Origin of the sequence: Barnesiella intestinihominis YIT 11860 (assembly GCF_000296465.1) — a bacterium.
Lineage (GTDB): Bacteria > Bacteroidota > Bacteroidia > Bacteroidales > Barnesiellaceae > Barnesiella > Barnesiella intestinihominis.
The window spans coordinates 59484-84507 of sequence record NZ_JH815204.1 but is presented as its reverse complement, the minus strand read 5'-3'; the positions used below and the strand labels follow the sequence as shown (position 1 = coordinate 84507).

At 45.6% G+C, this 25024-nt stretch carries 16 protein-coding genes and 1 tRNA gene; 12 read left to right on the top strand and 5 right to left on the bottom strand.

The window, feature by feature from the left end:
* The first annotated feature begins 1 nt into the window (after position 1).
* The gene (locus HMPREF9448_RS05115) at positions 2–1570 is read left to right on the top strand and encodes a PCMD domain-containing protein (protein ID WP_008861530.1); all 1569 of its coding nucleotides are present in this window, start codon (positions 2–4) and stop codon (positions 1568–1570) included.
* 762 nt (positions 1571–2332) lie between these two features.
* Here HMPREF9448_RS05115 and lgt read toward each other — a convergent pair.
* The 3 genes from lgt to HMPREF9448_RS05095 all read right to left on the bottom strand — a co-directional run bounded on the left by lgt (position 2333) and on the right by HMPREF9448_RS05095 (position 4535).
* Positions 2333–3181: a prolipoprotein diacylglyceryl transferase gene (gene lgt, locus HMPREF9448_RS05110; protein ID WP_040296064.1), complete on the bottom strand. Its 849-nt coding sequence runs from the start codon at positions 3179–3181 to the stop codon at positions 2333–2335.
* A 225-nt stretch (positions 3182–3406) separates the two neighbouring features.
* The gene (locus tag HMPREF9448_RS05100) at positions 3407–4303 is read right to left on the bottom strand and encodes a diaminopimelate dehydrogenase (RefSeq protein WP_008861527.1); all 897 of its coding nucleotides are present in this window, start codon (positions 4301–4303) and stop codon (positions 3407–3409) included.
* A gap of 16 nt (positions 4304–4319) precedes the next feature.
* Complete coding sequence (locus HMPREF9448_RS05095) at positions 4320–4535, bottom strand: hypothetical protein (RefSeq protein ID WP_008861526.1); 216 nt, start codon at positions 4533–4535, stop codon at positions 4320–4322.
* A 129-nt stretch (positions 4536–4664) separates the two neighbouring features.
* On the opposite strand from HMPREF9448_RS05095, the gene HMPREF9448_RS05090 reads away from it, so the two are divergent.
* Together HMPREF9448_RS05090 and HMPREF9448_RS05085 are read left to right on the top strand one after the other, a co-directional pair.
* Entirely contained in the window at positions 4665–5996 is a 1332-nt protein-coding gene (locus HMPREF9448_RS05090) for a glycoside hydrolase family 16 protein (RefSeq protein WP_008861525.1), read from the top strand.
* The gene (locus HMPREF9448_RS05085; RefSeq protein ID WP_008861524.1) at positions 5993–7933 is read left to right on the top strand and encodes a hypothetical protein; all 1941 of its coding nucleotides are present in this window, start codon (positions 5993–5995) and stop codon (positions 7931–7933) included. The genes HMPREF9448_RS05090 and HMPREF9448_RS05085 overlap by 4 nt, the downstream gene beginning before the upstream one ends.
* Positions 7934–8012: 79 nt before the next feature.
* Here the strand turns inward: HMPREF9448_RS05085 and HMPREF9448_RS05080 are convergent, their stop codons facing one another.
* A complete protein-coding gene (locus HMPREF9448_RS05080) occupies positions 8013–8858 on the bottom strand; it encodes a glycerophosphodiester phosphodiesterase family protein (RefSeq protein ID WP_371417658.1) in 846 nt (281 codons plus the stop codon).
* A 514-nt stretch (positions 8859–9372) separates the two neighbouring features.
* On the opposite strand from HMPREF9448_RS05080, the gene HMPREF9448_RS05075 reads away from it, so the two are divergent.
* Positions 9373–9732 (top strand): hypothetical protein, encoded by a 360-nt coding sequence (locus HMPREF9448_RS05075; RefSeq protein ID WP_008861522.1) that lies wholly within the window; start codon positions 9373–9375, stop codon positions 9730–9732.
* 42 nt (positions 9733–9774) lie between these two features.
* Positions 9775–12066, top strand: coding sequence for a GEVED domain-containing protein (locus HMPREF9448_RS05070; protein ID WP_157260346.1), 2292 nt, complete (start codon positions 9775–9777; stop codon positions 12064–12066).
* Between the two features lie 861 nt (positions 12067–12927).
* Here HMPREF9448_RS05070 and HMPREF9448_RS05065 read toward each other — a convergent pair.
* Positions 12928–13001 (bottom strand) — tRNA-Ala (locus HMPREF9448_RS05065).
* Positions 13002–13193: 192 nt separating this feature from the next.
* On the opposite strand from HMPREF9448_RS05065, the gene HMPREF9448_RS05060 reads away from it, so the two are divergent.
* From HMPREF9448_RS05060 to HMPREF9448_RS05025, 7 genes are all read left to right on the top strand, one after another.
* Entirely contained in the window at positions 13194–13502 is a 309-nt protein-coding gene (locus HMPREF9448_RS05060; RefSeq protein WP_008861520.1) for a DUF4286 family protein, read from the top strand.
* On the top strand, positions 13503–14090 hold the full coding sequence (ruvC, locus tag HMPREF9448_RS05055) for a crossover junction endodeoxyribonuclease RuvC (protein ID WP_008861519.1): 588 nt from the start codon (positions 13503–13505) through the stop codon (positions 14088–14090).
* A gap of 452 nt (positions 14091–14542) precedes the next feature.
* Positions 14543–18226: a methionine synthase gene (gene metH / locus HMPREF9448_RS05045; RefSeq protein ID WP_008861517.1), complete on the top strand. Its 3684-nt coding sequence runs from the start codon at positions 14543–14545 to the stop codon at positions 18224–18226.
* Between the two features lie 935 nt (positions 18227–19161).
* Complete coding sequence (locus HMPREF9448_RS14700) at positions 19162–19401, top strand: hypothetical protein (RefSeq protein ID WP_198283344.1); 240 nt, start codon at positions 19162–19164, stop codon at positions 19399–19401.
* 29 nt (positions 19402–19430) lie between these two features.
* Complete coding sequence (locus tag HMPREF9448_RS05035; protein ID WP_040295988.1) at positions 19431–22811, top strand: leucine-rich repeat protein; 3381 nt, start codon at positions 19431–19433, stop codon at positions 22809–22811.
* 464 nt (positions 22812–23275) lie between these two features.
* Complete coding sequence (locus tag HMPREF9448_RS05030; protein ID WP_008861515.1) at positions 23276–23743, top strand: hypothetical protein; 468 nt, start codon at positions 23276–23278, stop codon at positions 23741–23743.
* 73 nt (positions 23744–23816) lie between these two features.
* On the top strand, positions 23817–25019 hold the full coding sequence (locus HMPREF9448_RS05025; protein WP_008861514.1) for a thioredoxin domain-containing protein: 1203 nt from the start codon (positions 23817–23819) through the stop codon (positions 25017–25019).
* The last annotated feature ends 5 nt before the right edge of the window (positions 25020–25024 follow it).

The following is a 25024-nucleotide window of genomic DNA, read 5'->3' as shown; positions in this document are numbered from 1 at the left end:
AATGAAACGAAACTATATACACATCATATACTCTCTTTTATGTACACTCCTCTTATCGGCTTGTATTAAGAACGATATTCCCTACCCTCGCATCAAAGCGCAGATATTAGGGATCTCCGCCGACGGACAAATCGGTACAGCCGCTATCGACAACGACAAACGCATGGTAACGATGGAATTGTCCGATACGGTCGATTTGCGACGAGTACATATCGAAACCCTCGATCTCACCGAAGGAGCCGTATCCGATCTTCCTTCCGATTCGATTATCGACCTCTCCAAAAGTTACACGTTGACACTCTCCATCTATCAAGACTACACATGGACGATAAATGCCACCCAAAATATCGAAAGAAGTTTCAGAGTAGAGGGACAAATAGGAGCACCGGTATTCGATGCCCATAATCACAGAGCCATTGCCTATGTCAATAAAGACATCGATTTAGCGAACATAAAAATCACCGAGCTCGTTTTAGGCCCTCAGGGAATAACCTCATATTCTCCCGAAAAAGAAAAACTCACCGATTTCTCTTTGGGATACCAAAAAGTCATTATCGTATACCACGGTATTATGGAAGAATGGACCCTATATATCGTACCATCTGAATCCGAAATATCTACCGACGGGGTCGATGCTTGGACGAATGTTGCTTGGCTGCACGGTAGCGGAAAAGAAGATGCCGAAAATGGATTCGAAATAAAAGAAGCGACAGCCGGCACATGGGAAAAAGTCCCCGACGAATACGTCACACACGATAAGGGAAGTTTCACCGCTCGCATGATACATTTGAAAGCCAACACGACCTATGTATGCCGAGCCGTATCTGGTGACTTGACAGGGAACGAAATAACATTTACGACCGGAAGCGCAGCCGAACTTCCCAACGGAAGTTTCGACGATTGGAACAAAGTAGGAAAAGTCTGGAATCCATGGGCCGAAGGAAGCGAAAACTTCTGGGATACAGGCAATAAAGGAGCCACTACATTGGGTGACAGCAATACACAACCCACCGACGACACTTGGTCGGGAACCGGACAAGCGGCTAAATTAGCGACCAAGTTCGTAGGAATAGGTTCCATCGGGAAACTGGCTGCCGGGAATATGTACACGGGAAATTACCTCCGTACAGAAGGAACCAACGGAGTGCTCAACTTCGGAAAACAATTTACCCAACGCCCCACACGGCTAAAAGGATATTTCAAATACACCTCGGTCGAGATAAACAAATCGAACGACGAGATGAAATATCTTATCGGACAACCCGATACCTGCCAAATCTTCATAGCACTCGGGGATTGGAGCGAACCGGTCGAGATACGCACAAAACCAAGTGACCGCAAACTATTCGATAAAAACGATCCGCATATTATCGCTTATGCCGATATGTACAGCGGAAAATCCGTAACCGAATACACACCGTTCACTCTTGAACTCGAATATCGAGATACCGACCGGATTCCCACCTATATCGTAGTAGTAGCATCAGCTAGTAAATATGGCGACTATTTCACCGGGGGTGACGGTAGCGTACTCTTCTTAGACGATTTCACGCTCGAATACGATTACTGATCGGCGATTTCCGGTGAATCCAAAAGCCGAAAAAGGGAAAAACCATATCTGACACTCCGCCCCTACTCCGAGGCCGATAGGAAATTTCGTATGATTTTTGCAGATAAGGCTATAAGATTTCTCTTGGCAAACAAGAATCCCTCACCTTCGCCCCTGCCCTATCCCGCAACATTACGGGGTGTTTCCGTAAGCGAATATAGGGGGAGTGCCCGCAGGGCGAGAGGGTTAAAACGAAAATATCTCATCTTCGACGAGCAGAGGGAGAGTAGGTTAAATAGCTCCCGTTCGCCACATAAAAATACTAGACCATAAAGGAAAAAGAATCTCCCTCCTCCCTATATTCTGAAAATAAGGAAGTCGACTCTTAGAATAAGGATTTATGTCCCACTATTGGGAAGATATTTTAAACCTCCTCCCTGTGTTTTGTACAGCGAAATATAGGGGAGGTGTCCGAAGGACGGAGGGGTTGAAAAACAGTATAGCAACGTTGTTGTAAGATTTCTATACTCCTCCCCCCCTGCCGTGCCCCGTAGCATTGCGGAGTGTCACAAAACAGCATGGGAAAAAGGCAGCTTTTCAATCCTCCTCCCCTGTGTTTTGCACAGCGAAATATAGGGGAGGTGTCCGAAGGACGGAGGGGTTAAAAAACAGTATAGCAACGTTGTTGGAAAGTTTCTATACTCCTCCCCTGCCGTCTCCCGTAGTATTACGGGGAGTCGCAAAGCAATAGAAGAGGGGTTAGAAATAGAAAAATTGTACAATCTATTTCTTTTTCTCCTTCGCAAATTTAATCGGCACTCTCGGTCGAGACAAAGCACGAATAACCAACCACACCCCGGCGATAACGAACGGAATACTCAACAACTGCCCCATATTCAACAACATAGTCTCCTCGAACACCTCTTGATTGTTCTTGATAAACTCGATACAAAAACGAGGTAGAAATATGCCTATCAAAAAGGTCCCGAAAATAAGACCCTCCCGTTCCTCCGCATTACGTTTCCAATACATATACAAAAGCAATCCGAACAGAAGCAGATAACACAAAGCCTCATAAATCTGGGTAGGGTGCGACGGTTCCGTAAAAATAGGGGCAGCACCCTTCATCCACTCCGATAAATTCTGTATGAACCGGAATCCCCACGGCAAAGTCGTCACATGTCCGTAAATCTCATGATTCATCAAATTACCCGTACGAATAAGCGCAGCGACCAAAGCGACCGGAACGACCAATCGGTCAAAAGTCCACAACATATTCCGGTGAGTAACCCGTCGGGAATATAGCCAAATGGCGATAATAATCCCTATCGCACCTCCGTGACTCGCCAAACCGCCTTCCCACACTTTCAATATTTCTAAGGGGTGCTGCGAATAATAATCCCATGCATAAAACAAGCAATGTCCCAAGCGAGCGCCCAAAACCGTCGCGATTACCACATAAATAAACAACGAATCGAGCCATTTCAGGTTCACCTGCTCATGACGAAACATGCGTTCCATCATGTTGTAACCGACAATAAAACCGATAGCAAAAAACAATCCGTACCACCGTATCTCGATAAAGCCGTCGTAAAGAGCCGGATTAGCAGTCCATGTAATAAATTCAGTCAACATATTTTAGTAAAAATAAAACCCTACCGATATTGGCAGAGGCAAAGATAGTGCAAGGTGAGCGCAGAGACAAACGAAAACCTCGTTTCCGATTTGACTATGCCGAACCGCAACCTATATTTAACCCAACCAAAGATACGAAAAACAATAGAAGAAAAAATGATAAAACCATTTCCCCCTTCTATTGTTTGTTACAATCTCGTCGAATAAACAAATTTATTTAGCTTATACCAACCGACGCACCAACTCGTCTCGATCACCATACAGTAAATCGATAACAGGAATTTCGATTAACGTATAGCAACCAGGACGTTGCAACATAGCGGCACGAGCCGTACATACTAAAACCTGAGCTGTCAATGCTGGATTATTGATAGACATATTGAACTCGAACCGCTGGTTCTGTGTCTTTCCCGAAACACCCTTCCGAGTCATGTTCACCCCATGCCCCATATCTTTCAAAGCATCGACACTCTCCACCTGCATGACATGCGTTTCATCATGGGCGAAATAATTGTCAGTCTTTATAGCGTGAGCCACCTCTTCGAATGTATAACCCTCTTCAAGTTCGATATAAACCATACGACGATGTATACCCGTTCCCAAAGGTATAGTCATCGATAAAGCCGCTTTTACTCCGGCGATAGCCTTCACAGCGACCGTATGTCCCATACTCATACCGGGACCGAAATTAGTATACGTGATACCTTTGGGGGCACAAGCCTCCATAAGGGCTCGCACGACCGAATCCGTTCCGGGATCCCAACCCGCCGATATAATAGCGACCGAATTGTATTTTTTCGCTGCTGCATCGAGCGTTTTGCGCAAATCGCATATCTGTGTGTGAATATCGAAACTATCCACGGTTCGTATACCCTTTTCGAGAGCCTTGATAGCGAAATGCTCCACTTCGCGAGTAGGCGTACAAAGAATAGCGACGTCCACATCTTTCAACTCGTCGAGAGAAGACACTACCGGATAAGCCGACAATTCTATGGGAACCTCCGAAACACGACGACGGACTATACCCGCTATTTCAAAATCAGGAGCGACTTGCAAAGCATCTAAAACAAAATGCCCTATATTGCCATAACCGACAATGGCAGCTCTAATCTTTTTCATATTCTATTCATTTAAATTACGAGGCGTAAAGATACAAAAAATCTGTAAAACCCAATTCTTGCATATAAATTTCTAACAATTTCCCCAAACTCCATACAAAAAGAGCTAAACATTCCATCTCGCTTTTCAGTTTGTAAACATCATTCCCTATGAGAAGTTCCAAAAACAGTTCGAAAATTTCGGGAACCCGTCCCACCCCTTCGTTGAACCCCGCTATGAAATACAATGACATATTACGAATAGAAAGGAAAGCCCTTTTTGAACAAAAAAACATCGATAAAGTAGTACACAAAAAGCTCTCTTTATCGTCTTTATAAAAAAGAACTTACATCTGATTACCAGTTAAACGACACTTCAACCTATGAAATCAAGAAAAAATCTTTGGCAATACACCGTAATACTGTCCATACTGAATATATTTTTTATAACCGCTCAGACATCTCACAATCAAAATATCTATGCCGATTTCAATTTCAGCCGAAACGATACGACTCACGACAAGTGGACGAAATCGATCGAAATAATCACACCTCGATTACGTACAGTTATCACCGACGACACAAAAATCACATTGAGAGCACCGGGAATGAATCGAGTATATGCTTATTGTTGGCAACAACCCACGACAGGACAACCCAATAAATGGGGGCACGATGTAAACCTCACCCCGGGAGGAATTGAAACAAAAGGAGCTGAAAAGGTCTCTTTCGTCTTTCCAGCCCGGGACTTCCCCTACGGCCCTACAAATATCCGCATATACGCAAGTAACAACGAGGGGAAAAAAGATGTATTTGAGTTACAGCTCTACAACAAAGCCGGTAAAAAATGGAATTACGGTATACCGGATACCGTTCCCTCTCAGGCCAAAGGACTGAAACTCGTATTTGAAGATGACTTCGATAATGAATTATCCATATCCAATGACGGCAAAAACGCCCGGTACTGCGCTCACAAGCCCCGATACGGAGATTTCAGCGGCTGGCCATTTTCCGATGTCGACGGTCCTGATAATCCTTTCGAACAAGTCGACACCTATTTGAAAATTAAAGCCCGTAAAAGAGCCGGAACAAAAGGAAGCTCAGGACTAATATCGTCTGTAAATATGGACGGTGAAGGATTTTTCACAAAAGCCCCCTGTTATCTCGAATGTAGGTTTACCGCCCAGTCTGCGCCCGGTACTTGGCCTGCATTTTGGACTCTCACCAGCATCGACCGAGGCATCAATGGAGACGAACTGGATATTGTCGAAGCCTATGGAGGGGTAGGAAAAGGTAACCCCAACCACCCGGGTTACTCCATCACGAGCCATTTCTGGGGACAAAAAGAACCCGATGGGACATATAAAAAACGCTTTAATAAACGAGTTCCCATCATGGAACTGGGTGGAAAATCATATTGGTCCACCACCTTCCATACCTATGGTCTATATGTAGGACGAGACGAAACGATATACTATTTCGACGGTATCGAAGTACTGAGGCATCCAACGAACGACATATCAAAAGAAAAACCGCTTTTCTTCCTGATAAACTATGCGATCGGAGGAATAAGCGGTTGGCCTATCGACCTCGAACGTTTCGGGAATGCATCGGATATGTATGTAGATTACGTACGAGTATTCGCCGAAAACGACATTCAATATTCCATACCACTTCCCGAAAAAAATAAAAATCACAAATCCCATCAATCATGAAAAACAGACTGTTATCCTACGGAATCATTTCCCTCGTTCTCGGTTTGACATCATGCCATACCAACGATTCTGTAAAATTCCAATTCGACAGCAAGAAAATCGTGTCGGGTAAAAAAATCGCGATAAAAGACATCGCACCCCAACTACCTACCGATTGGGACGAGTATGACTATGTAACCATAGAATTTCGTTCCACCACGCCACAGCGATTTCAATTAGGATTCACCACCGACTCAGGATACAACGAACTACGACTTATATCATATGTTCCCAACGCATGGAACAAATTAACCATTCCACTGAGATTTTTCAGAGAACTACCCGTTGCCAAACACGATATAGCAGCAACTTCCAATCAACCGAGAATAACAGGCTGGATCAACTTGGGAGGAAAACGAGGCCCTTTGACAGGAGTAGATTCAATAGGCATACGCATGAGAGCCCCTATCGATAACCCTACGATCGAACTGCGATCGATCGCTTTGTCAAAAGACGATCCCGGCGACAGGTACTTAGAGAATAAGCCCGCTTTCGACAAGTTCGGTCAATGGAACTTGGGCGACTATGAAGGAAAAATTTACTCCGAAGAACAACTTCAAAAAGAATGGCTGCAAGAAGAAACCGAAATTAACGAAACAGAAAATTTCAACTATTCCCGTTATGGAGGCTATTTGAACAAACGAGTAAAATCGACGGGCTTTTTCAGGACAGAACAGATCGACGATCGTTGGTGGCTCATCGACCCGGACGGATATTTATTCCTCTCCTATGGGGTCGATTGCGTCGCCCCCATAGGAGACTACTACACGAAAAACACCGACAAATGCACAAATATGTTTCAAGAACTTCCGCCCAGAGAACTTTTCGTCGAATCCGAGAATGTATCGCCCGAAACACATACAGCCTCTTTCGGTATCTGGAACCTATATCGTCGATACGGAAAAAATTATCTCGACCGAGCTGCCGAAATGACAATCAAAAGAATGGACAAGTGGGGATTGAATACCCTTGCAAACTGGTCGGATAAAACTATATACGACAAGAATCGAAAAGCATTCATTCTACCTTTGGAAAATATAGGGTTCGAAAACGAACTGATGGGATTGATGGACGTATATGACAACGGAATTGAAAAAAAGATAGACGAAGCGATTGCCCGTAATGTGGCAAAATACAAAAACAATCATTGGTTAATAGGCTATTTCATCGGAAACGAACCCGCTTGGATTTCGAAAGAAAATCGCCTGTGTTCCTTAATTCTAAATGGAAAAGATCGCCCCATCAAAACAGAATTACAAAATTTTCTGAAAGAATCCGGCGATACACCCGACTCCCGCAAAACTTTTATATATAATACATTCGAGAAACTCATGAAAGCCATATCCAAATCGTTAAAGAAGAACGATCCCAATCATCTGAACTTAGGAATAAGATATGGCTACATAGAGCAATTAGACGACGAATTGCTACGAATTAGTAAAGAGTCGTTCGATGCTTTGAGTTTCAACTGCTACGCTCTATCTCCCGACCACGAAAAAATGAATCATGCTTTGGAAATCTCTGGCTTGCCGATGATTATCGGGGAGTACCACTTCGGGACAGTCGACAGAGGACTCGCACAATCCCTATGGCAAGTGAACTCACAAAAAGAAAGAGGAGATGCTTTTCGGTATTATACCGAAAACGCCTTTGCTCACCGAGGGCTCATCGGTACAGGCTGGTTCCGATGGATCGATCAGAACATCAACGGACGCACCGACGGGGAGAATTACAATTGCGGTTTTATCGACGTTACCGACAGGCCCTATCCCTATATGGTCGATGCGGCTATCGAAGCAGCCAAATCGCTATATGAAATACATTCCGGTACAAAAACACCTTTCCATCAAGCGCCTAACGCCGTGGGACACTCTCCCATACCCGATCTCTGGGAATAAATAAAACTTCTATTCATTCTCACAAATCCATGAAGATTCCGGAATCTTCATGGATTTATTTTTTACCAATAAACAAAAATCAATCGTGTAACCCTCGTTTCCGCAGATAATCGAGCAAATATGCCGGACGGTCGGTCTGTATGATACGACAGCCGAGTACATCGATCAAATAACCGTACCCCTCGTCAGGATTGGCAAGCGACATGTCGTCGTCATGTCCTCCCGCCATTGTGTCCCACAAAGTATTATACCAAATAAGGGACTCCCCTTTCAACGAATCGGCAAGCATTCGGGGCAATGGGTTGCTATCTTTGACAAACAACAATTCGAAAGCGGCCGGCCGCATATCCTCGACAAATACATCTATCTGTCGTTTTGCATCTTCTTTATCGAGATTCACAATGGGCATATAAATTACCTCATCGAGATATTTCCCGAATCGAGCTTTCACCTCTTTCGCTGGCTTACTGCCTTTCATGATTATCTGTTCGGTCGTGCCGGTCTTTTGCAACAATTCATAAACTTGGTCGAAATAACGGTCGGCTTTATCCAAGTTAATCATTATTTTCCCCTTTGCGGCAAGTAAAGCCTCTTCCAAAGTGGGAACCTTGTGTATTGTTTTGATATTGCAACCGTTCTTTAACCGCAATGTTTTAATAGAATCGAGCGTCCAATCCGAGACCTTACCCTTCCCGGTCGTCGTACGATCGAGTTTAGAATCATGCATCAATATCAATTTTCCATCTTTCGTCCGCTGTAAATCGAGTTCAACGACATCGACCCCCATGCGAATTGCACTCTCGATAGCTTCCAACGAATTCTCAGGGAAATTACGCCAGTCTGCTCGATGCGATACTACGATTACAGAGTGGAGATTCCGATTCAACAACTTTTCCCGAATTTGGGCTGCTCTTTCTTGTGCCATTGTCGGAAGCATCGCTAATGCAAACAGGATCACTCCGACCGAAAATCTCGAATGTCTCACCTTCATTTCAATTTATGGTTATTATTTTCTTTACGATAATTGTTATATACCCATATCATAGATTTCCCGCTTACGAAAAAAAGCAGAAAGCGACGTAAACCCAACATGAGAGATAAACTATTTCATTGAATATTAGAAATCCAGTGATAAAAGTATCTATTCATAATACTCAATTATGATATTTAACGATTAGTATTATCGTTCTTAAAGCTCAAAGTTACAGAAATTTGTTAGACAGCATACAATTTTACACAAAAAACTTACCCTATAAATAAGATTTCATAGGAAGTCTTTGTACATACTTTTCCTACTTTATACAGATACACCTATTGCATATAAAATAATATTAAGAAAAAACCATTTAAATTATTTTATTCTCTACTTTATTTATAATATTATAATTTTGCGCTCTCATAATTAAATAAGAATTAAACTAATTAAAAAAACAAAGAAAATGAAACAGATTTACATGAGCGTGTTGCTTGTAATGTTGTTTACAGTGAATGTGTTTGGCGAACAGCATGCAAGTAAATTTGGAGAAAAAGAAAAAGTAGCGGTTGTATACGAAAACAATGTTTTTTTGAAGGCAGAACCGCGCAATAGCGTTGACGATGCATTGGGGTGTCCTCCTAATACCGTTCTCTCAGGTGCATTTAGTAGCGATGCCGACTATATGGGACAACAAAGTTCCGATATGGGTCGTGCCGACGGAGCTACCAAATTTTACCAATCCTTTTCTGGATGCTATCAGAAAGTGAACGGAATTCGCTGGTTAGGGAGATTCATGTTTTGGGACGAAGAAAATTACGAGTAGTTGTCTTGCGCCGACCGTGGCGGCATCGATGAAAATGGCGAAATGACAGAACCGATCCGTTTTGAAGTGGCGTTTTATGAAATGGGAGCCGACGGTTACCCCGGCAAAGAAGTCTACCGCAAAGAATTCGATGTCTTGGGAAAATTCACCGGAGTGAGTGCAAGCGAATATGATGATTTGGCACGCATTTACGAATTTTCGGTTGAATTGGACGAAACAATCTGTCTAGAAAGCGGTTTCTTTTCGGTAGCAGCCGCCAAAGTAGACAACGAAACGCATAATTGTGCTTTCAGTGTGTTCACATGTAGCAATGTCCCCGGAATAGGTTTAATTTGGATGGAGGCTTACGAAGAATATATGACCTCTCAGTTATCCATGTGTTACTGTTTAACGGGCGACGGCGGCTACATTGCACAAAAAGCATTGAAGTTCGAACGTTTATTATCTCCTTTGGAAACAGCAAGCGACAAATATGAAAAGGTACAGGTGGAAGTAATGAATATCGGTGAGCAAGCTATATCCGATGCGAAACTTCAATTATATTTAGACGATAAATTACTGGCAACCGAAGAACTGGGTGTGACACTAGCTTCTATGGAGAGCTACAAACACACGTTTGACCAACGGATCGATTGTTCGCAACCGGGTAAACATAATATCGAAATACGCAATGTCACGGAAGGCGATGAACAAACAGCCCATCAATCCATGTTTTTCTCTATTACAAAAAGAGAAGAAGGGATAGTTTGCGAATCGTATTCGACGGATGCAAGTTACGAATACATTACCTCAGTCAAAATTGGAAGCATTAGCAACCCAAGCGAGGGTAACGTATACAGCGATTTTTCTGATATGAAAACAAGCATTAAACCCGGTGAAGTGCTAGATTTGAACGTAGAGTGTGAAGGCGGAAGTCTATATATAGGTGCATGGGTAGATTGGAATGGAAACGGCTCGTTCGACGAAGCGGGCGAGTTTATCGGTTATCTTCCTAAGGGATCTATTAAAGTATCGATTCCTGACGAGGCGGTAGTCGTGCCGGGAGAAAGACGCCTACGAATCATAGCTTCTTATGAAGACATTCTTAGCGCTTGCGGTCAATATGGTTATGGAGAAACAGAAGATTATACACTGGTCGTGGAACATTCCGACAATTCACCGATCATTAAACCCGGATTAAGTATCATCGATTCGTACCAATCGTTCGACGTACGACCGGTAACGCTAGAAATAAAGAACGAAGGTAGTGCAGAGCTTACAGGAACAGCATCGGTACTTTATGCTCTACCTCACTCTCCGGGCAGCAAACAGTCGGCTTTTGCTACAAAAAATAGCAAACCTTCTTGGAGATTTACAAAATCTGCAAAATCCCATTCGGTTAAAGCGAAAGAAACCGAGTCGCAGGCAGAATTCGTATTGCGCTATGACAACGGACTCGAAAGCGAAGTATCGCTCAGCGGTGGTTCTTCGGCCGTGTATGCACAGTATTTTCCGGGCAATATGCTTGCTGGATTGTCGGGTATGCAAATCAGTAGTGTCGATGTATATATAAACGACGTACCCGACAAAGCTCAGGTGGTAATTTTCGGTCAAGGCTCACAGTCAAATGCCGGAAATGAATTGATGAGACAGACTTTTTCCCCAATAGCACAGTCTTGGAATCATATTGTGCTCGAACAACCTCTGACGATAGGGAATACCGATTTATGGATAGGTGTTAATATAGATGGCTTTGAACCGACAGACTTCGTGATTGGTATCGACGGCGGTCATGTACAAAATGGCTTCGGCGATATGGTTAAACTTGGCAATACATGGTGGTCAGCAGGAGACTTAGGTTTAAATAGTAACTTCTGTATTCGCGCGAATGTAATGGGTAATCGCACCCCGACTATCAACTGGCTCTCGCTTGATAAATATGAATTCTCTGTCGCTCCTTCTGTTATGGAAACGCTCACCGTATCATTAGATGCAACCCAATTACAGAGAAATACTTTATATGAAGCACAAATCGTGTTAGCCAATAACGATGCTGTAAGTAGAATTGTGAAGATACCAGTATATCTGAATAACGACCGGGAGTCAAAAGTAGAACTCCAAACATTAGCTTCGACAGTAGTTTATACATATGGAGGCTACTTGGTGGTACAAACTGACAAAGCTTTATCGAGTATATCTTTGGTGAATATGAACGGTGCTGTAATGAAAATGCAAAATGTCGATGGTTATACGACGAATATGAGCCTTGACAATTTGCAAACCGGCATTTATATTTGTTGTATTGTACATGCCGATGGAAGCCGAGAGAATGTAAAAATACCGGTCGTTCGATAGCCCCGGAAGATCATAATAGGTTAAAAATCGTATCAGCTTATTCTATCAATAAGCTGATACGATTTTTTTATTGATCGGGTATAAAGTACGGTTGTTCGAACTCAGTAGAAATTTAGTAGGGATAGACCCGAATTTTAACGAATGAAATGGATTGTATTTACCCTCCTCCTCTGTGTTTTTGCAATGCAAAAATATAGGGGAGGTGGCACGAAGTGACAGAGGGGTTGAAAACGGTATCTCATCAGCCGGTTTATATCAGACATATACCCTTCTTCCTTGCCGTGCCCCGTAATGCTATGGGACACGGCAGGGAAGAAGGTTGGATAGTTCCTGCTCGCCACATGAAAATGCCAGACTATAAAAGAAAAAGAATCTCCCTCTTCCCTATATTCTGAAAATAAGAAAGTCGACTCTTTGAATAAGGATTTATGTTCTACTATCGGAAGGATATTTTAAACCTCCTCCTCTGTGTTTTGCAACGCAAAATATAGGGGAGGTGTCCGAAGGACGGAGGGGTTAATCTCATAATCAGAAATTACTATGAAACTTTCCTCAACCCCTCTCCCCGGAGACTATTGTTTCCGGGGAGAGGGGTTGGAATATACACGGAAAACCACACACGACTAAGTGCAGACTGTCCGTGTGATTTTGTCAGATACGCCCGAGAGCATGATAAACATATAGATAAAGAACAACTCGATGAGCAGTACAGCAAAAGCATACAATAATTGCAAGCCACATTCGACAGAAACTATGTGATTACCCCTATTGCTTTGTATTATCTCTTTTGCCCCCCATAAAAAAAGAAACCCCGTTTTACCGGGGAATAAACTGTTGTACCTCAAAAGACGGATAACGATGTGGAGTATAGCGGACTCGAACCGCTCACCTCGACACTGCCAGTGTCGCGCTCTAGCCAGATGAGCTAATACCCCCTTAATGCGGTGCAAAGATAAAACTATTTTTACGACTGTACAAAATATTGAGAAGTTTTTTTACCTTCACGATAGACCGAGGCAACAGGCATTCGGCAGGAGCCAAATAAATTTGGCTCCTGCCCCCATTTTTTTTACCTTTGTCAAAAGAATAATATGGTTCTCCGAACAACAAGATAACCCCATACCACTATGATTATATTCAACACCACATACCACGCCGATCACTCTCGGAAAGATGAATTTATAAGTTGGTTAAAAAATTTCTATATTCCGGCTGTACTGGAACACGGAGCTTTACAAGAACCGCAACTGACCCGTATTTTCGCTGAGAATGAGGAAGAAGGCATAAGTCTTTCCCTGCAATTCAAATCGCCCGATACCGATACGCTCGAACGTTGGCACGAAGAGTGCGGAGAAACACTACTCTGCGATATGCAAAAGAAATTCGGCAAGCAAGTATTGGGATTCAGTACCCTATTGGAAGTAATCGACTTATAAATGAACACGACAAACGATAGAATTATTATCGGCATCGACCCCGGGACCAACGTCATGGGCTACGGAGTCTTGCGTATCGTCGGTAACACCCCCGAACTGATGACTCTGGGCGTGATTCAATTAAACAAATTCGAAAGTCACTATCTGCGATTACGTCGCATTTTCGAGCGGGTCTTAGGCCTCATCGAACAATATCTTCCAGACGAGATGGCTATCGAAGCTCCATTCTTCGGAAAGAACGTGCAATCCATGCTGAAACTCGGACGAGCGCAAGGAGTCGCTATGGCAGCCGCGCTCTCCCGCGACATTCCCATTACCGAATACGCTCCGTTAAAAATCAAAATGTCGATTACCGGAAACGGAAGTGCATCGAAAGAACAAGTCGCCGCCATGTTACAGCGCATTCTGCATATCCCCGATGAAAATATGCCACCCCTTCTCGATGCCACCGACGGATTGGCCGCCGCTCTCTGCCATTTCTACCAGACCAACCGGCCTCATCTCGAAAAAAGCTACAACAGTTGGAAAGACTTCATCAACAAAAATCCCGATAAAGTATCGTCTGGAAAGAAATCCGACCCAAAATAACAGGGAGCTATCATTTTATCGAACGACAAACGACCGGCATCTCCTCACCTCGATTTTCTTTCAAACAAATATACGTCCGATACAACGGCGTGCCCCTCTTGCCTTCTGTGACACGAATCAGTAGCCCACGAACATTATATCTAAACACAAAAGAAAATTCAAATATTTTCTCTACAAAATAAGGTCAAAAATAGAATAATCCACTGCATACTCCATTTCAAACAACAAATATTTCGGTAGACAAAACAACAATTATCCCTATATTTGTAACTGCGAAGATAGGACACGGTTCGGCATAGCCAAGTCGGAAATGAGATTTTCGTTTGTCGCTGTTCCCAGCTTTCCGTATCTTCGGCAAATGCGAAAAGCAGACTACGGTTCGGTAAAAAACGAACATATTCATTTTATCCGATTCTTATCTTTCGTTATATGACAATCATAGACCGAGATATATGCAGACATTGAAACAACTACTCGACCAACGCATTCTCATTCTCGACGGAGCTATGGGAACGATGATACAACGTTACGGACTGAACGAGCAAGATTTCAGAGGTTCGTTGTTCCCCGATTCGGCAGTGGAATTAAAAGGGAACAACGATTTGCTCTGTCTCACCGCACCACACCTCATCGACGAGATACACCGTGCCTACCTCGAAGCCGGAGCCGACATCATCGAGACGAATAGCTTCAATGCCAACGCCATATCGATGGCAGACTACCGTTTGGAAAGCCAGGTAAAGGAAATAAACCGGGCAGCCGCCCGCATAGCCCGGAAGGCTGCCGACGACTATTCAACACCCGATAAACCCCGATTCGTGGCCGGTTCGATAGGGCCCACGAACAAAAGCTGTTCCATGTCCCCCGATATGGAGAATCCCGCTTTGCGAAATCTCGACTTCGACACACTCGCGACAGCCTATCGGGAGCAAATCACGGCCTTGATAGAAGGTGGCGTGGACCTTCTGCTCATCGAAACCATTTTCGACACGCTCAACGCCAAAGCCGCCCTTTTTGCTGCACAGGAATCTATGAAAGCGACAGGACGAGAGCTTCCTGTCATGCTCTCGGTAACAGTCACCGAGAGCGGGCGAACGCTATCGGGACAAACTCTCGAAGCCTTTCTTACGGCAGTCTCCCATGCCGAAATTCTCTCGGTAGGTTTGAACTGTTCGTTCGGAGCAAGAGAAATGAAACCCTATCTACATCGGTTGGCATCGATCTCCCCCTATTACATCAGTGCTTACCCCAATGCCGGACTGCCCAATCGGTTGGGCGAATATGACGAAACGCCCGCATCGATGGCTGCACAAATAAAAGAATTTATCGACGAGGGACTGGTAAATATCGTGGGTGGTTGTTGCGGAACGACACCCGAGCACATAGCCCGCTATCGGGAAATCACACAAAATGCCTCGCCCCGCCGTCCCATCGCGAAAGACAATCGTCTGCACATCTGCGGGCTCGAAGACCTCGTTGTCTGCCCCGAAAACAATTTCGTCAACATAGGCGAACGCTGCAACGTGGCAGGCTCTCGCAAATTCCTGAGGCTCATTCACGAAAAGAACTATACCGAAGCGCTCGATATCGCACGCAAACAGGTCGAGGCCGGCGCACAAATCATCGACATCAACATGGACGATGCCATGCTCGATGCCCGCAAAGAGATGGTAGACTTCTTGAATCTCATCGTCTCCGAGCCCGACATTTATCGGGTTCCTGTAATGATAGACTCTTCCGAATGGGAGGTTATCTCCGCCGGCTTGAAATGTCTGCAAGGGAAAGCCATCGTCAACTCCATCAGCCTGAAAGAAGGAGAAGAAACATTCCTCGCGCATGCCCTTGAAATCAAACGGTTAGGAGCGGCGGTAGTCGTCATGGCTTTCGACGAAAAAGGCCAAGCCGATACCTATGAACGGAAAATCGAAGTCTGCGCCCGGGCTTACAAGCTCCTCACCGAAGAAGCAGGATTAGCGCCTTGCGACATTATATTCGATCCCAACGTGTTGGCGATAGCTACCGGAATCGACAGCCACGACAACTATGCGGTAGACTTCATTCGAGCTACGGCTTGGATACACGAAAACCTGCCGGGAGCGAAAGTGAGCGGAGGCGTGAGCAACCTCTCCTTTTCGTTCCGAGGCAACAATTTCATTCGCGAAGCCATGCACGCCGTCTTTCTTTATCATGCTATCCGCAACGGGCTCGACATGGCGATTGTCAATCCCGCCACATCGATTACCTACGACGATCTACCGACCGAAACTCTTGCGCTCATCGAAGATGTCGTATTGAACCGTCGGCCAGATGCGACCGAACGTCTCATCGACTTCGCCGAGAAACATCGGGGCGAAGCAGTCAAAAAAGAAAACAATATCGACGAAGACCGTCATCGGCAACCTGTCGCCGACCGACTGAAACAAGCTCTCGTCAAAGGCATATCGACACACCTCGAAACCGACCTCGCAGAGGCCGTCCGTCAATACGGCTCGGCACTCGCCGTCATCGAGCAACCCCTCATGGACGGCATGAACCGGGTGGGACAACTTTTCGGCGACGGGAAAATGTTCCTTCCCCAAGTCGTCAAGAGCGCCCGCACCATGAAGCAAGCAGTGGGTATATTGCAACCACTCATCGAGCAGGAAAATACCCGCAATGGAGAAACCTCCAAACGGGGAAAATTCATTGTAGCCACAGTCAAGGGCGATGTGCACGACATCGGGAAAAACATCGTCGCCGTCATTCTCGCCTGCAACAACTTCGAGGTAATCGACCTCGGCGTGATGGTTCCGGCCGAAAAAATCGTGGAGCGAGCCATTGCCGAACAAGTCGATTTCATAGGGTTGAGCGGACTCATCACCCCCTCCCTCGAAGAGATGTGCCACGTCGTTTCCGAAATGGAAAAAGCAGGACTGCACACACCGGTCATCATAGGCGGAGCTACCACCTCGAAACTCCACACGGCCGTCAAAATCGCCCCGTGTTACAGCGGTGCGGTCATACATGCCGGCGACGCATCGCAAAACCCGCTTATCGCCGCACAACTGCTCAATCCCCAAACTCGTGAGGAGTTTATCCGCAGCATACGCACCGAACAAGAAGCACTGCGCAACTCCTTGAAACCGGTCGATTTAGTCACCCTATCCGAAGCCGAAAGATACGCCCCCTACATAGATTGGGACACATATACCGCCCCCCGGCCTCGGCAAATGGGATTGCACACCGTCCCCGTCACTGTCGGCGACATACGACCTTTCATCAACTGGCGGGCATTCTTCTCCGTATGGAAAATAGGCGCAGGCTATGCCTCCATAGCCGACATGCAAGGGTGCGACCACTGCAAAGCCGTCTGGCTCGCCTCTTTCCCATCGGCCGAGAGAGCCAAAGCCGCCGAAGCCATGCAGCTCTACAAAGAGGCGAATCGTCTGCTCGACACCCTCGAAGCAGAAAACAACACCTCCCCACAAGTCTGCTATCTACTTGCCGAAGCCGCCTCTTACGACAATATCATACGACTGCGGCTACCCGACAGCGATTTCGACATACCCTGTCTGCGGCAACAAGTGCGTAAATCCGAAGCCAATGCCCACTACTATTCTTTAAGCGACTTCATTCGCCCCGCCAACGACGGGAAACCCGATTATGCCGGACTATTCGCCGTCACCGCCGGAAACGAGATACAACGTCGCATAGAGCTCTTGCGTCGGGACGGAGACGACTATACCGCCCTCCTGCTCCAATCCCTCGCCGACCGTCTTGCCGAGGCTGCCGCAGAATGGCTGCACCGGCAAATACGCCGAGAATTTTGGGGTTACGCCCCCGATGAACCCGACCTCGACTTGCAGTCCCTCCTCTCCGTCCGGTATAGGGGAATACGTCCGGCAGTAGGCTATCCCTCCCTGCCCGACCATTCCCTTTTCTTCGATTGGGACAGAGCGTTAGACTTCTCGCGTATCGGAATAACCCTCACCGAAAACGGCGCCATGATGCCCAATGCCTCTGTCGCCGGACTCTACATCGCACACCCCGATGCCCGCTACTTCCACATCGGGCACATCGACGAAACCCAGCGCGAACACTATGCCCACCAAAGAGGCTTCACCCCCGAAGAGACCGGCAAATGGCTATCGGTATAATAATAGAGGGGTACTCTTACACTCCTCCCTGCCGTGTCCCGTAGCCTTACGGGTTGTCGTAATGCGATATAGGTGCACTTCTCTGCAATGAATAGAGGGTTACACCCACCCTCCTCCCTTGCCGTACCCCGTAGCATTACGGGGTGTTTCCGTAAGGAAATATAGGGGAGGTGGCACGCAGTGACGGAGGGGTTAGAAAAGCTCTCAAAAACGGAAAAAGTCCCCGCCTTTATCGGGCGGTGAAGACGCAAGGGAGACGGAGGAAAGAGGGCGAGGACTGTTTGAGCAAATGCGAGTTCCGCAGACCCCAACGGTGACCGTGGCGGCAAACCGTTAAGCCCGATAACTGCGGCGGTGCTTCTTTGTTCGTTCTTCTCGCTGCTGAGAAAAATGAATAAAGAAAGTGAATAATGTAACAAGGACTTTCTTTGGCAGGGAAAGTAACAGAGTCTGGACTCCCCTATCTATATACCCCCTCCCCAATAAAATAAAACGATCTGAATACTCTATATTACCTGCGCCAACCCGGCATGAACGTTTTTACGGCGCAGAATAAAACAAGTATTATCCGGTAGAGAACAAAAATTCAAATACTTAAATTTGATTTTATTCTTCTCTTGACCTATCTATCTTTGCGGTGCAGGAAAGACAATGGTCTCTTCCGGCAAATACATATTATTGAAGCGTTTAGTTTTATCCTTAATAAGAAAATCGCCAATTTTCAAAACACAAGGGATAGACGGTACAAACGTTCATGCTTGCGTATACAATCAATCGCCCATGCGGTGTTGTTATACGACTGGCGTGGGTTGGCTGTTTATTTTGTGTTGGGTGTTTGGCGATACCTCTTATTAGATAAACTGACAAGTTCCCACGCTTTTCTATTTTAAATGCCGAACGAAGGGGGACAGGGAGGCAACACAAAATTTATACATATGATGAAAACACGAGTACAGAAATGGCTGCCGGTAATAACCGGGCTGATGTTCTCGATGCATGCACTCGCTTACGATTTCGAGAGCGGAGGAATCTATTACAATTACAAAGAATTTTCAGATTCGGAGGTATATGTTACCCACAATGGGACTCCCTATTCCGGGAACTCTTATTCGGGGCATGTGAAAATACCCAAGACAGTCACCTACAACAGCAAAATGTATCGGGTGCCGAAATAGGGCAGCAAGCCTTCAAGAGCTGTAAAAAATTGATATCTGTCGAGATTCCCGAAAGCGTGACAAAAATCGGGAATGGGGCTTTTGACTATTCGGGTCTATCTTCCGTAAATATACCCAATAGTGTAACCATAATAGAAAATAACGCTTTCAGCTCGACCCAATTGACATCAATCCGTATTCCCGGAAACGCAACTCAATGGGAAAGAGCTTTTGCCGGATGCAGCAAACTGACAACAGTCATTATCGAGAGCGGAATAAAAAAAATAGAAAAAGGAGCTTTTGCCAATTGCACCGGACTGACCTCGGTTTCCATACCCAACAGTGTGACAGTCATCAGTGAATCTGCGTTTAGCTCCTGTACGGCATTGACGTCCATCGACATACCCAATAGTGTCACGGAAATAAGTTCAACAGCATTCTCGGGTTGTAAAAGTCTGATACATATATCTATACCCGAAAAGATTACGGGAATAGGCACATCGGCTTTTTCCGACTGTACGGCTCTTTCCTCTATCACATTTCCCTCCACCCTCACAGGCATAGGCGACAACTGTTTCGAGGGCTGCACCGGTTTAACCACCGTCGACATTCCGGCCACAGTCTCATACATAGGCCATACCTCGTTCAAAGATTGCACGAAGTTAACCTCTGTATCCATTCCCGATGGCGTAACCGGGATAATCGGAAGAGAAGCCTTTTCCGGGTGTGTAAAATTAAGCTCCATCACGATCCCTCAAAATTTGGAAGGCGTAAGAGCCAACGCTTTTTCCGGTTGCTTGAATCTGAAATCGGTTACATGGAATGCGCGAGATTGTTCGTTCAGTAGAGACAATGTCTTCCCTACCTCCGTTATCACCTCGTTTACATTCGGCGATAATGTGGAAAAGATTCCGGAAGGCATTTGCGAGGATATGGAAAAACTCACTTCCGTGACTATTCCCGAATCGGTGACAAGCATCGGGAAAGAGGCGTTCAAAAATTGTACGGAACTGACATCGGTCGTATGGAAAGCGCGTAAATGCGCAAATTTCTCAAATTCGGCCTATTCACCTCAATTCAACACCTGTCCCAACATCACCTCGTTCACTTTCGGAGAAAATGTAGAGAAGATTCCCGCGTATCTTTGCTCCGGCATAACACAAATTTCAGAGATATCCATACCCGAGTCCGTGACATATATGGGTAGGGCTGCATTCAAAGAATGCCCGGGAATAACCTCGGTAAGATGGAATGCTCGTACTTGCACAGACTTCACCAGTGCTGAAAACTCTGCGGGATTCAACACCTGCCCCAATATCACTGCATTCGCTTTCGGGGAAAACGTGGAAAAAATTCCTGCCTATCTCTGTTTCGGTATGGAAAGGTTGACCGAGATAATCCTTCCTCAAAAAACGACGACTTTGGGAAATGGAGTATTCAAAAACTGTATCGGGCTGCAATCCATAAGCATACCTCTATCTACAACGACCATCGGAGCCGATGCTTTCAACGACTGCATGGCATTGACATCGGTAATATGGAATGCGCGCTGGTGTTCGGACTTTACATCATCTCCCTTCAATGCCAGCCCGAATATCGCCTCATTCACTTTCGGAGAGGGGGTAGAACGGATTCCCGCTTTCCTCTGCCGGAGATTGGAAGCGATAGACGAAATAACATTGCCCGAAGGCGCGACCTATATCGGGGCGGAGGCTTTCTCCGGCTGTTCGGGCGTGACAGTGGTGAACCTCGGAAACTCACTGACAAATATCGGCAGCAAAGCCTTCTACGGCTGTGGACTATCCACAGTCTCTATTCCCATGAGTCTGACGAGCATAGGAGCAGAGGCTTTCGGGGATTGTGTCCGGTTGAAGTCGGTTATATGGGATGCCCGAAATTGTTCCGATTTTGCGACCTCGTTCCCTGAAACGGTAACCGCCTTTACCTTTGGTAAAAATGTACGTCTGATTCCATCAGGAATCTGCCAAGACATGGCTTTGATAGATTCCATTTCCATTCCATCTACGGTAACCCACATAGGAGATTTCGCATTCTACGGTTGTGATGGATTGGAACGAATAATTTCTTCGGCTTCTATCCCGCCGACTATCTCCGAGACGACCTTTGAAGATTACACTACAAAATTATATGTGCCAATAGGCAGCAAGACCCGATACCACGAAGCAGACTATTGGAGCAACTTCACTGACTTGCGCAATGATGGAGCCTCCTACACGATTGTCCTCTCGACCGATATTGAGAAAGGTAGCGTATCGGGAGGAGGCCTGTACGAAGACGGTGAAATCGTCAGAATTTCCGCTACCCCCAAAGTCGGATACCTATTCGCTCGATGGAGCGACGGAAATACCGAGAACCCTCGTAAGATCACCGTAGAATCCGAACTATCTTTAACTGCGGAATTCACCGCGGTCTGCCGATTATCTGTCTTATCGAACGATGCAACTATGGGTACGGTGAAAGGCTCGGGTGAATACGCCGAAAGCACAATTGTTATTCTCTCCGCTTTACCCAACGAAGGATTCCAGTTCGCCCGGTGGAATGACGGAAGTACCGAGAATCCAAGACCCATGACCGTTATGGACGATACCGAACTAACTGCCGAATTCTTACCGCTGCACAGCCTTTCGGTAGCGGCTGACAATACCACCACAGGTATAGTAGAAGGTTCGGGTGAATATGCCGAAGGTACAGTTGTTATTCTCTCCGCCTTACCCAACGAAGGATTCCAGTTCGCCCGGTGGAATGACGGAAGCACCGAGAATCCAAGACCCGTAACCGTTATGGAAGATACCGAACTGACTGCCGAATTCTTACCGCTGCACAGCCTTTCAGTAACAGCTGACGCCACCACGGATATAGTAGAAGGTTCGGGTGAATATGCCGAGGGTACAGTTGTTATTCTCTCCGCCTTACCCAACGAAGGATTCCAATTTGCCCGATGGAATGACGGGAATACCGAGAATCCAAGACCCGTGACCGTTATGGAAGATACCGAACTAACTGCCGAGTTCGAAACAGGCTCGCACCGGCTGTCGGTCCGCTCGGGAAACGAAGATATGGGTAACGTGACTGCTCTATTAACAGCCACACCGAACACCGGATATCAATTTATTCACTGGAATGACGGCGACATCTCCAATCCGCGCACAATAGCCATATCCGAGAATATCGATCTTATTGCCAAGTTTGAGGCCAAAGCCACGAATACAGATGCGATTTCGAATGATAACGAACGTATTTCCGTAATAGGCAGAACCCTGTACGTGGAAAACGGAGGAAAAACATATCGGATATACAATACCATAGGACAACTCGTCTATACGGGAAACGACAGCGAAGTGTCTCTCTCCAACCCCGGTATTTATACAGTATGCACAGGTAACCGAACACAAAAAATAATGATAAGATAACACGCCCCACAATCTTTTATCTTTCAGACTAAGGAGAAATGACAGGTAGAAATCTGTTATCTCTCCTTTTTTACTCCCCCTCTCCTCTGGAACCGGTGTCTCCCCTATTGTATATTACCATTCATTATTATACATTTGAAAAAGTAAGACATCAGAGTATGGCATAAGTCCGCCTCCCCTTTGGTTCACGAGACCGAGCAGTATACTACCTTCACAGCACAAGGGAGAAGTGCACAATGCTATCCTTATACCGAAACTGAAATGCCACATTCAACCCTCTCCCCCTGCCGTTTCCCGTAGCATTACGGGGTGTTTCCATAAGGAAATATAGGGGGAGTTCCCGCAGAACGAGGGGGTTAAAACAAAAGGCATACAAATTCCAAGAACAAACCCTCCGAAGAAAGTTCAATTATGCCATAAATCAAAGATGGCAAGACCATACATTTGCCTAAAAAAACAGAAGTATGGAAACACAAGAACAAATTTTGAAAGAACAACGGTTGAAAATAGAAACACTCCGGTATCGAATCCTGTTACGATACTACGAGTTACTGCTCACATTAGATGTAATGACACAACCCAACGAAGTGAAAACATTGATGGGGTATATCAACACACTCGAACGCTACGCCAAAAAGTATGAAACAAAACCCGTTAAAAAGAAATCGGGAAAGCGAAAAGAGCATATCGACGAAATACCGGTAACCGATGAAAATACCGGAAGCGAAGAAACAGATTATATGCCCGACAATCCGAGTAACCTTTTCGACCTGTTGGAGGACAGCGACGAGACATACCCTCCCGAAGCCGATGTGTTGCCCACCGACATAGACGACTTTTTAAGAGCCGGTTATGCCCGCTATCTGAAACAAAAAGAAAATAAAGAGAAAAACAATCCGGCTCACCCGCAATTAGAGGATTCTCAACCTTGAAAAAAATGTAAAGACCGAGAACAAAATGCGAAAAATAATTGTTATCTTGCAATAGATATAACAGTATAAAATTATGCCACACCGTCTTTTCGTTCTCCTCTTTGGAATATTATTCATAGGTCTCCTCCCCGGTTCGGCTCGACAATTCCCGGACAAAATATGGCATAAACTCGATTCCATTCAAAACTATCGGACCGAGTTCACATATACAGTGACATTACCACTCACCGATTCGGAAATAAACTATCGGGCAGAACTCTCCTATCGAAAAAATCCAATCGACACACTTTGCGGATATTCATACTTAATCGATTACAAAGCCGAGAACGATACATGCCCGTATGCCAATTTTATGGCTTACGACAACGGCGATTACTTCCGGTTCGACCGTGATCGGCTACGAGAATATCATCATCGCGAAGACAAAGAACCGTTCGCACATAGAGGTAACAATCCGGGAGTACACCGTTCGGGACTGTTCACCGAACTTTTCCCGGCTGAAATATCCCGACAATTAAAAACATTCGTCGGGAAAAAAGATTGTCTCGTACAATTTTTCCCCGACACGCTCGTGCAGGACCGTCTGTGCGACGCCATACTCGTGAATGACTCCGTAAAGGGCGAATTGTCCCGAACCATACTCTATACATTCGACACCCACGACGGGATGCCCCTATATCGGGAAACCGAAAATAATCCGGGTCATTTAGGTTCGCAAACCGTTACTGTAAAATATTCGGGAAACGATACGGATACGAAATTCCCCTCCGACTATTTCGGTGAGACCAACCTGCTGGAAAATTACGGAGAAATATTCCTCCGATTCCGAGAAGGCACTTATGCAGCCTCCGACCGGGTAGGACAAAAAAGTCCGGAGTTTTCCCACAAATGGGGTGAACATCGGTTTTCTTCCGATCAGTTGAAAGGACAAAACTGCCTGCTCTTATTCCTCGACGAACGAGGCGAATTTTGCAAACAAGCCCTACAAATAGCCGAATCCGTATCCTTGCAAGAAAATCTGACGCCGGTTATACTCTACATAGAGAAACAACCCGAGAACATAGAAAACCGTTCGGGAGCCATCATACTGGAATATACCGGAAAAACAGCCGGCGAGTATGGCGTGACAGGCTACCCCACCCTCTTCCTGCTCGACCCCGAAGGCACGATACGATTCGTAAAAATAGGATATTCCCCGCTACTGGCCGAAGAACTCGAACTCGCCGTCAGGCAAATATTACACGACCGGCCCATACAAGCACAGAAAAACAAATAGTTTCA

Bases quoted from the DNA above. Each gene is read 5' to 3' on its own strand.
- HMPREF9448_RS05115 (WP_008861530.1), top strand. From the start codon at position 2: ATGAAACGAAACTATATACACATCATATACTCTCTTTTATGTACACTC.
- HMPREF9448_RS05100 (WP_008861527.1), bottom strand. From the start codon at position 4,303: ATGAAAAAGATTAGAGCTGCCATTGTCGGTTATGGCAATATAGGGCAT.
- HMPREF9448_RS05095 (WP_008861526.1), bottom strand. From the start codon at position 4,535: ATGTCATTGTATTTCATAGCGGGGTTCAACGAAGGGGTGGGACGGGTT.
- HMPREF9448_RS05090 (WP_008861525.1), top strand. From the start codon at position 4,665: ATGAAATCAAGAAAAAATCTTTGGCAATACACCGTAATACTGTCCATA.
- HMPREF9448_RS05085 (WP_008861524.1), top strand. From the start codon at position 5,993: ATGAAAAACAGACTGTTATCCTACGGAATCATTTCCCTCGTTCTCGGT.
- HMPREF9448_RS05080 (WP_371417658.1), bottom strand. From the start codon at position 8,858: ATGGCACAAGAAAGAGCAGCCCAAATTCGGGAAAAGTTGTTGAATCGG.
- HMPREF9448_RS05075 (WP_008861522.1), top strand. From the start codon at position 9,373: ATGAAACAGATTTACATGAGCGTGTTGCTTGTAATGTTGTTTACAGTG.
- HMPREF9448_RS05070 (WP_157260346.1), top strand. From the start codon at position 9,775: ATGACAGAACCGATCCGTTTTGAAGTGGCGTTTTATGAAATGGGAGCC.
- HMPREF9448_RS05060 (WP_008861520.1), top strand. From the start codon at position 13,194: ATGATTATATTCAACACCACATACCACGCCGATCACTCTCGGAAAGAT.
- ruvC (WP_008861519.1), top strand. From the start codon at position 13,503: ATGAACACGACAAACGATAGAATTATTATCGGCATCGACCCCGGGACC.
- metH (WP_008861517.1), top strand. From the start codon at position 14,543: ATGCAGACATTGAAACAACTACTCGACCAACGCATTCTCATTCTCGAC.
- HMPREF9448_RS14700 (WP_198283344.1), top strand. From the start codon at position 19,162: ATGATGAAAACACGAGTACAGAAATGGCTGCCGGTAATAACCGGGCTG.
- HMPREF9448_RS05030 (WP_008861515.1), top strand. From the start codon at position 23,276: ATGGAAACACAAGAACAAATTTTGAAAGAACAACGGTTGAAAATAGAA.
- HMPREF9448_RS05025 (WP_008861514.1), top strand. From the start codon at position 23,817: ATGCCACACCGTCTTTTCGTTCTCCTCTTTGGAATATTATTCATAGGT.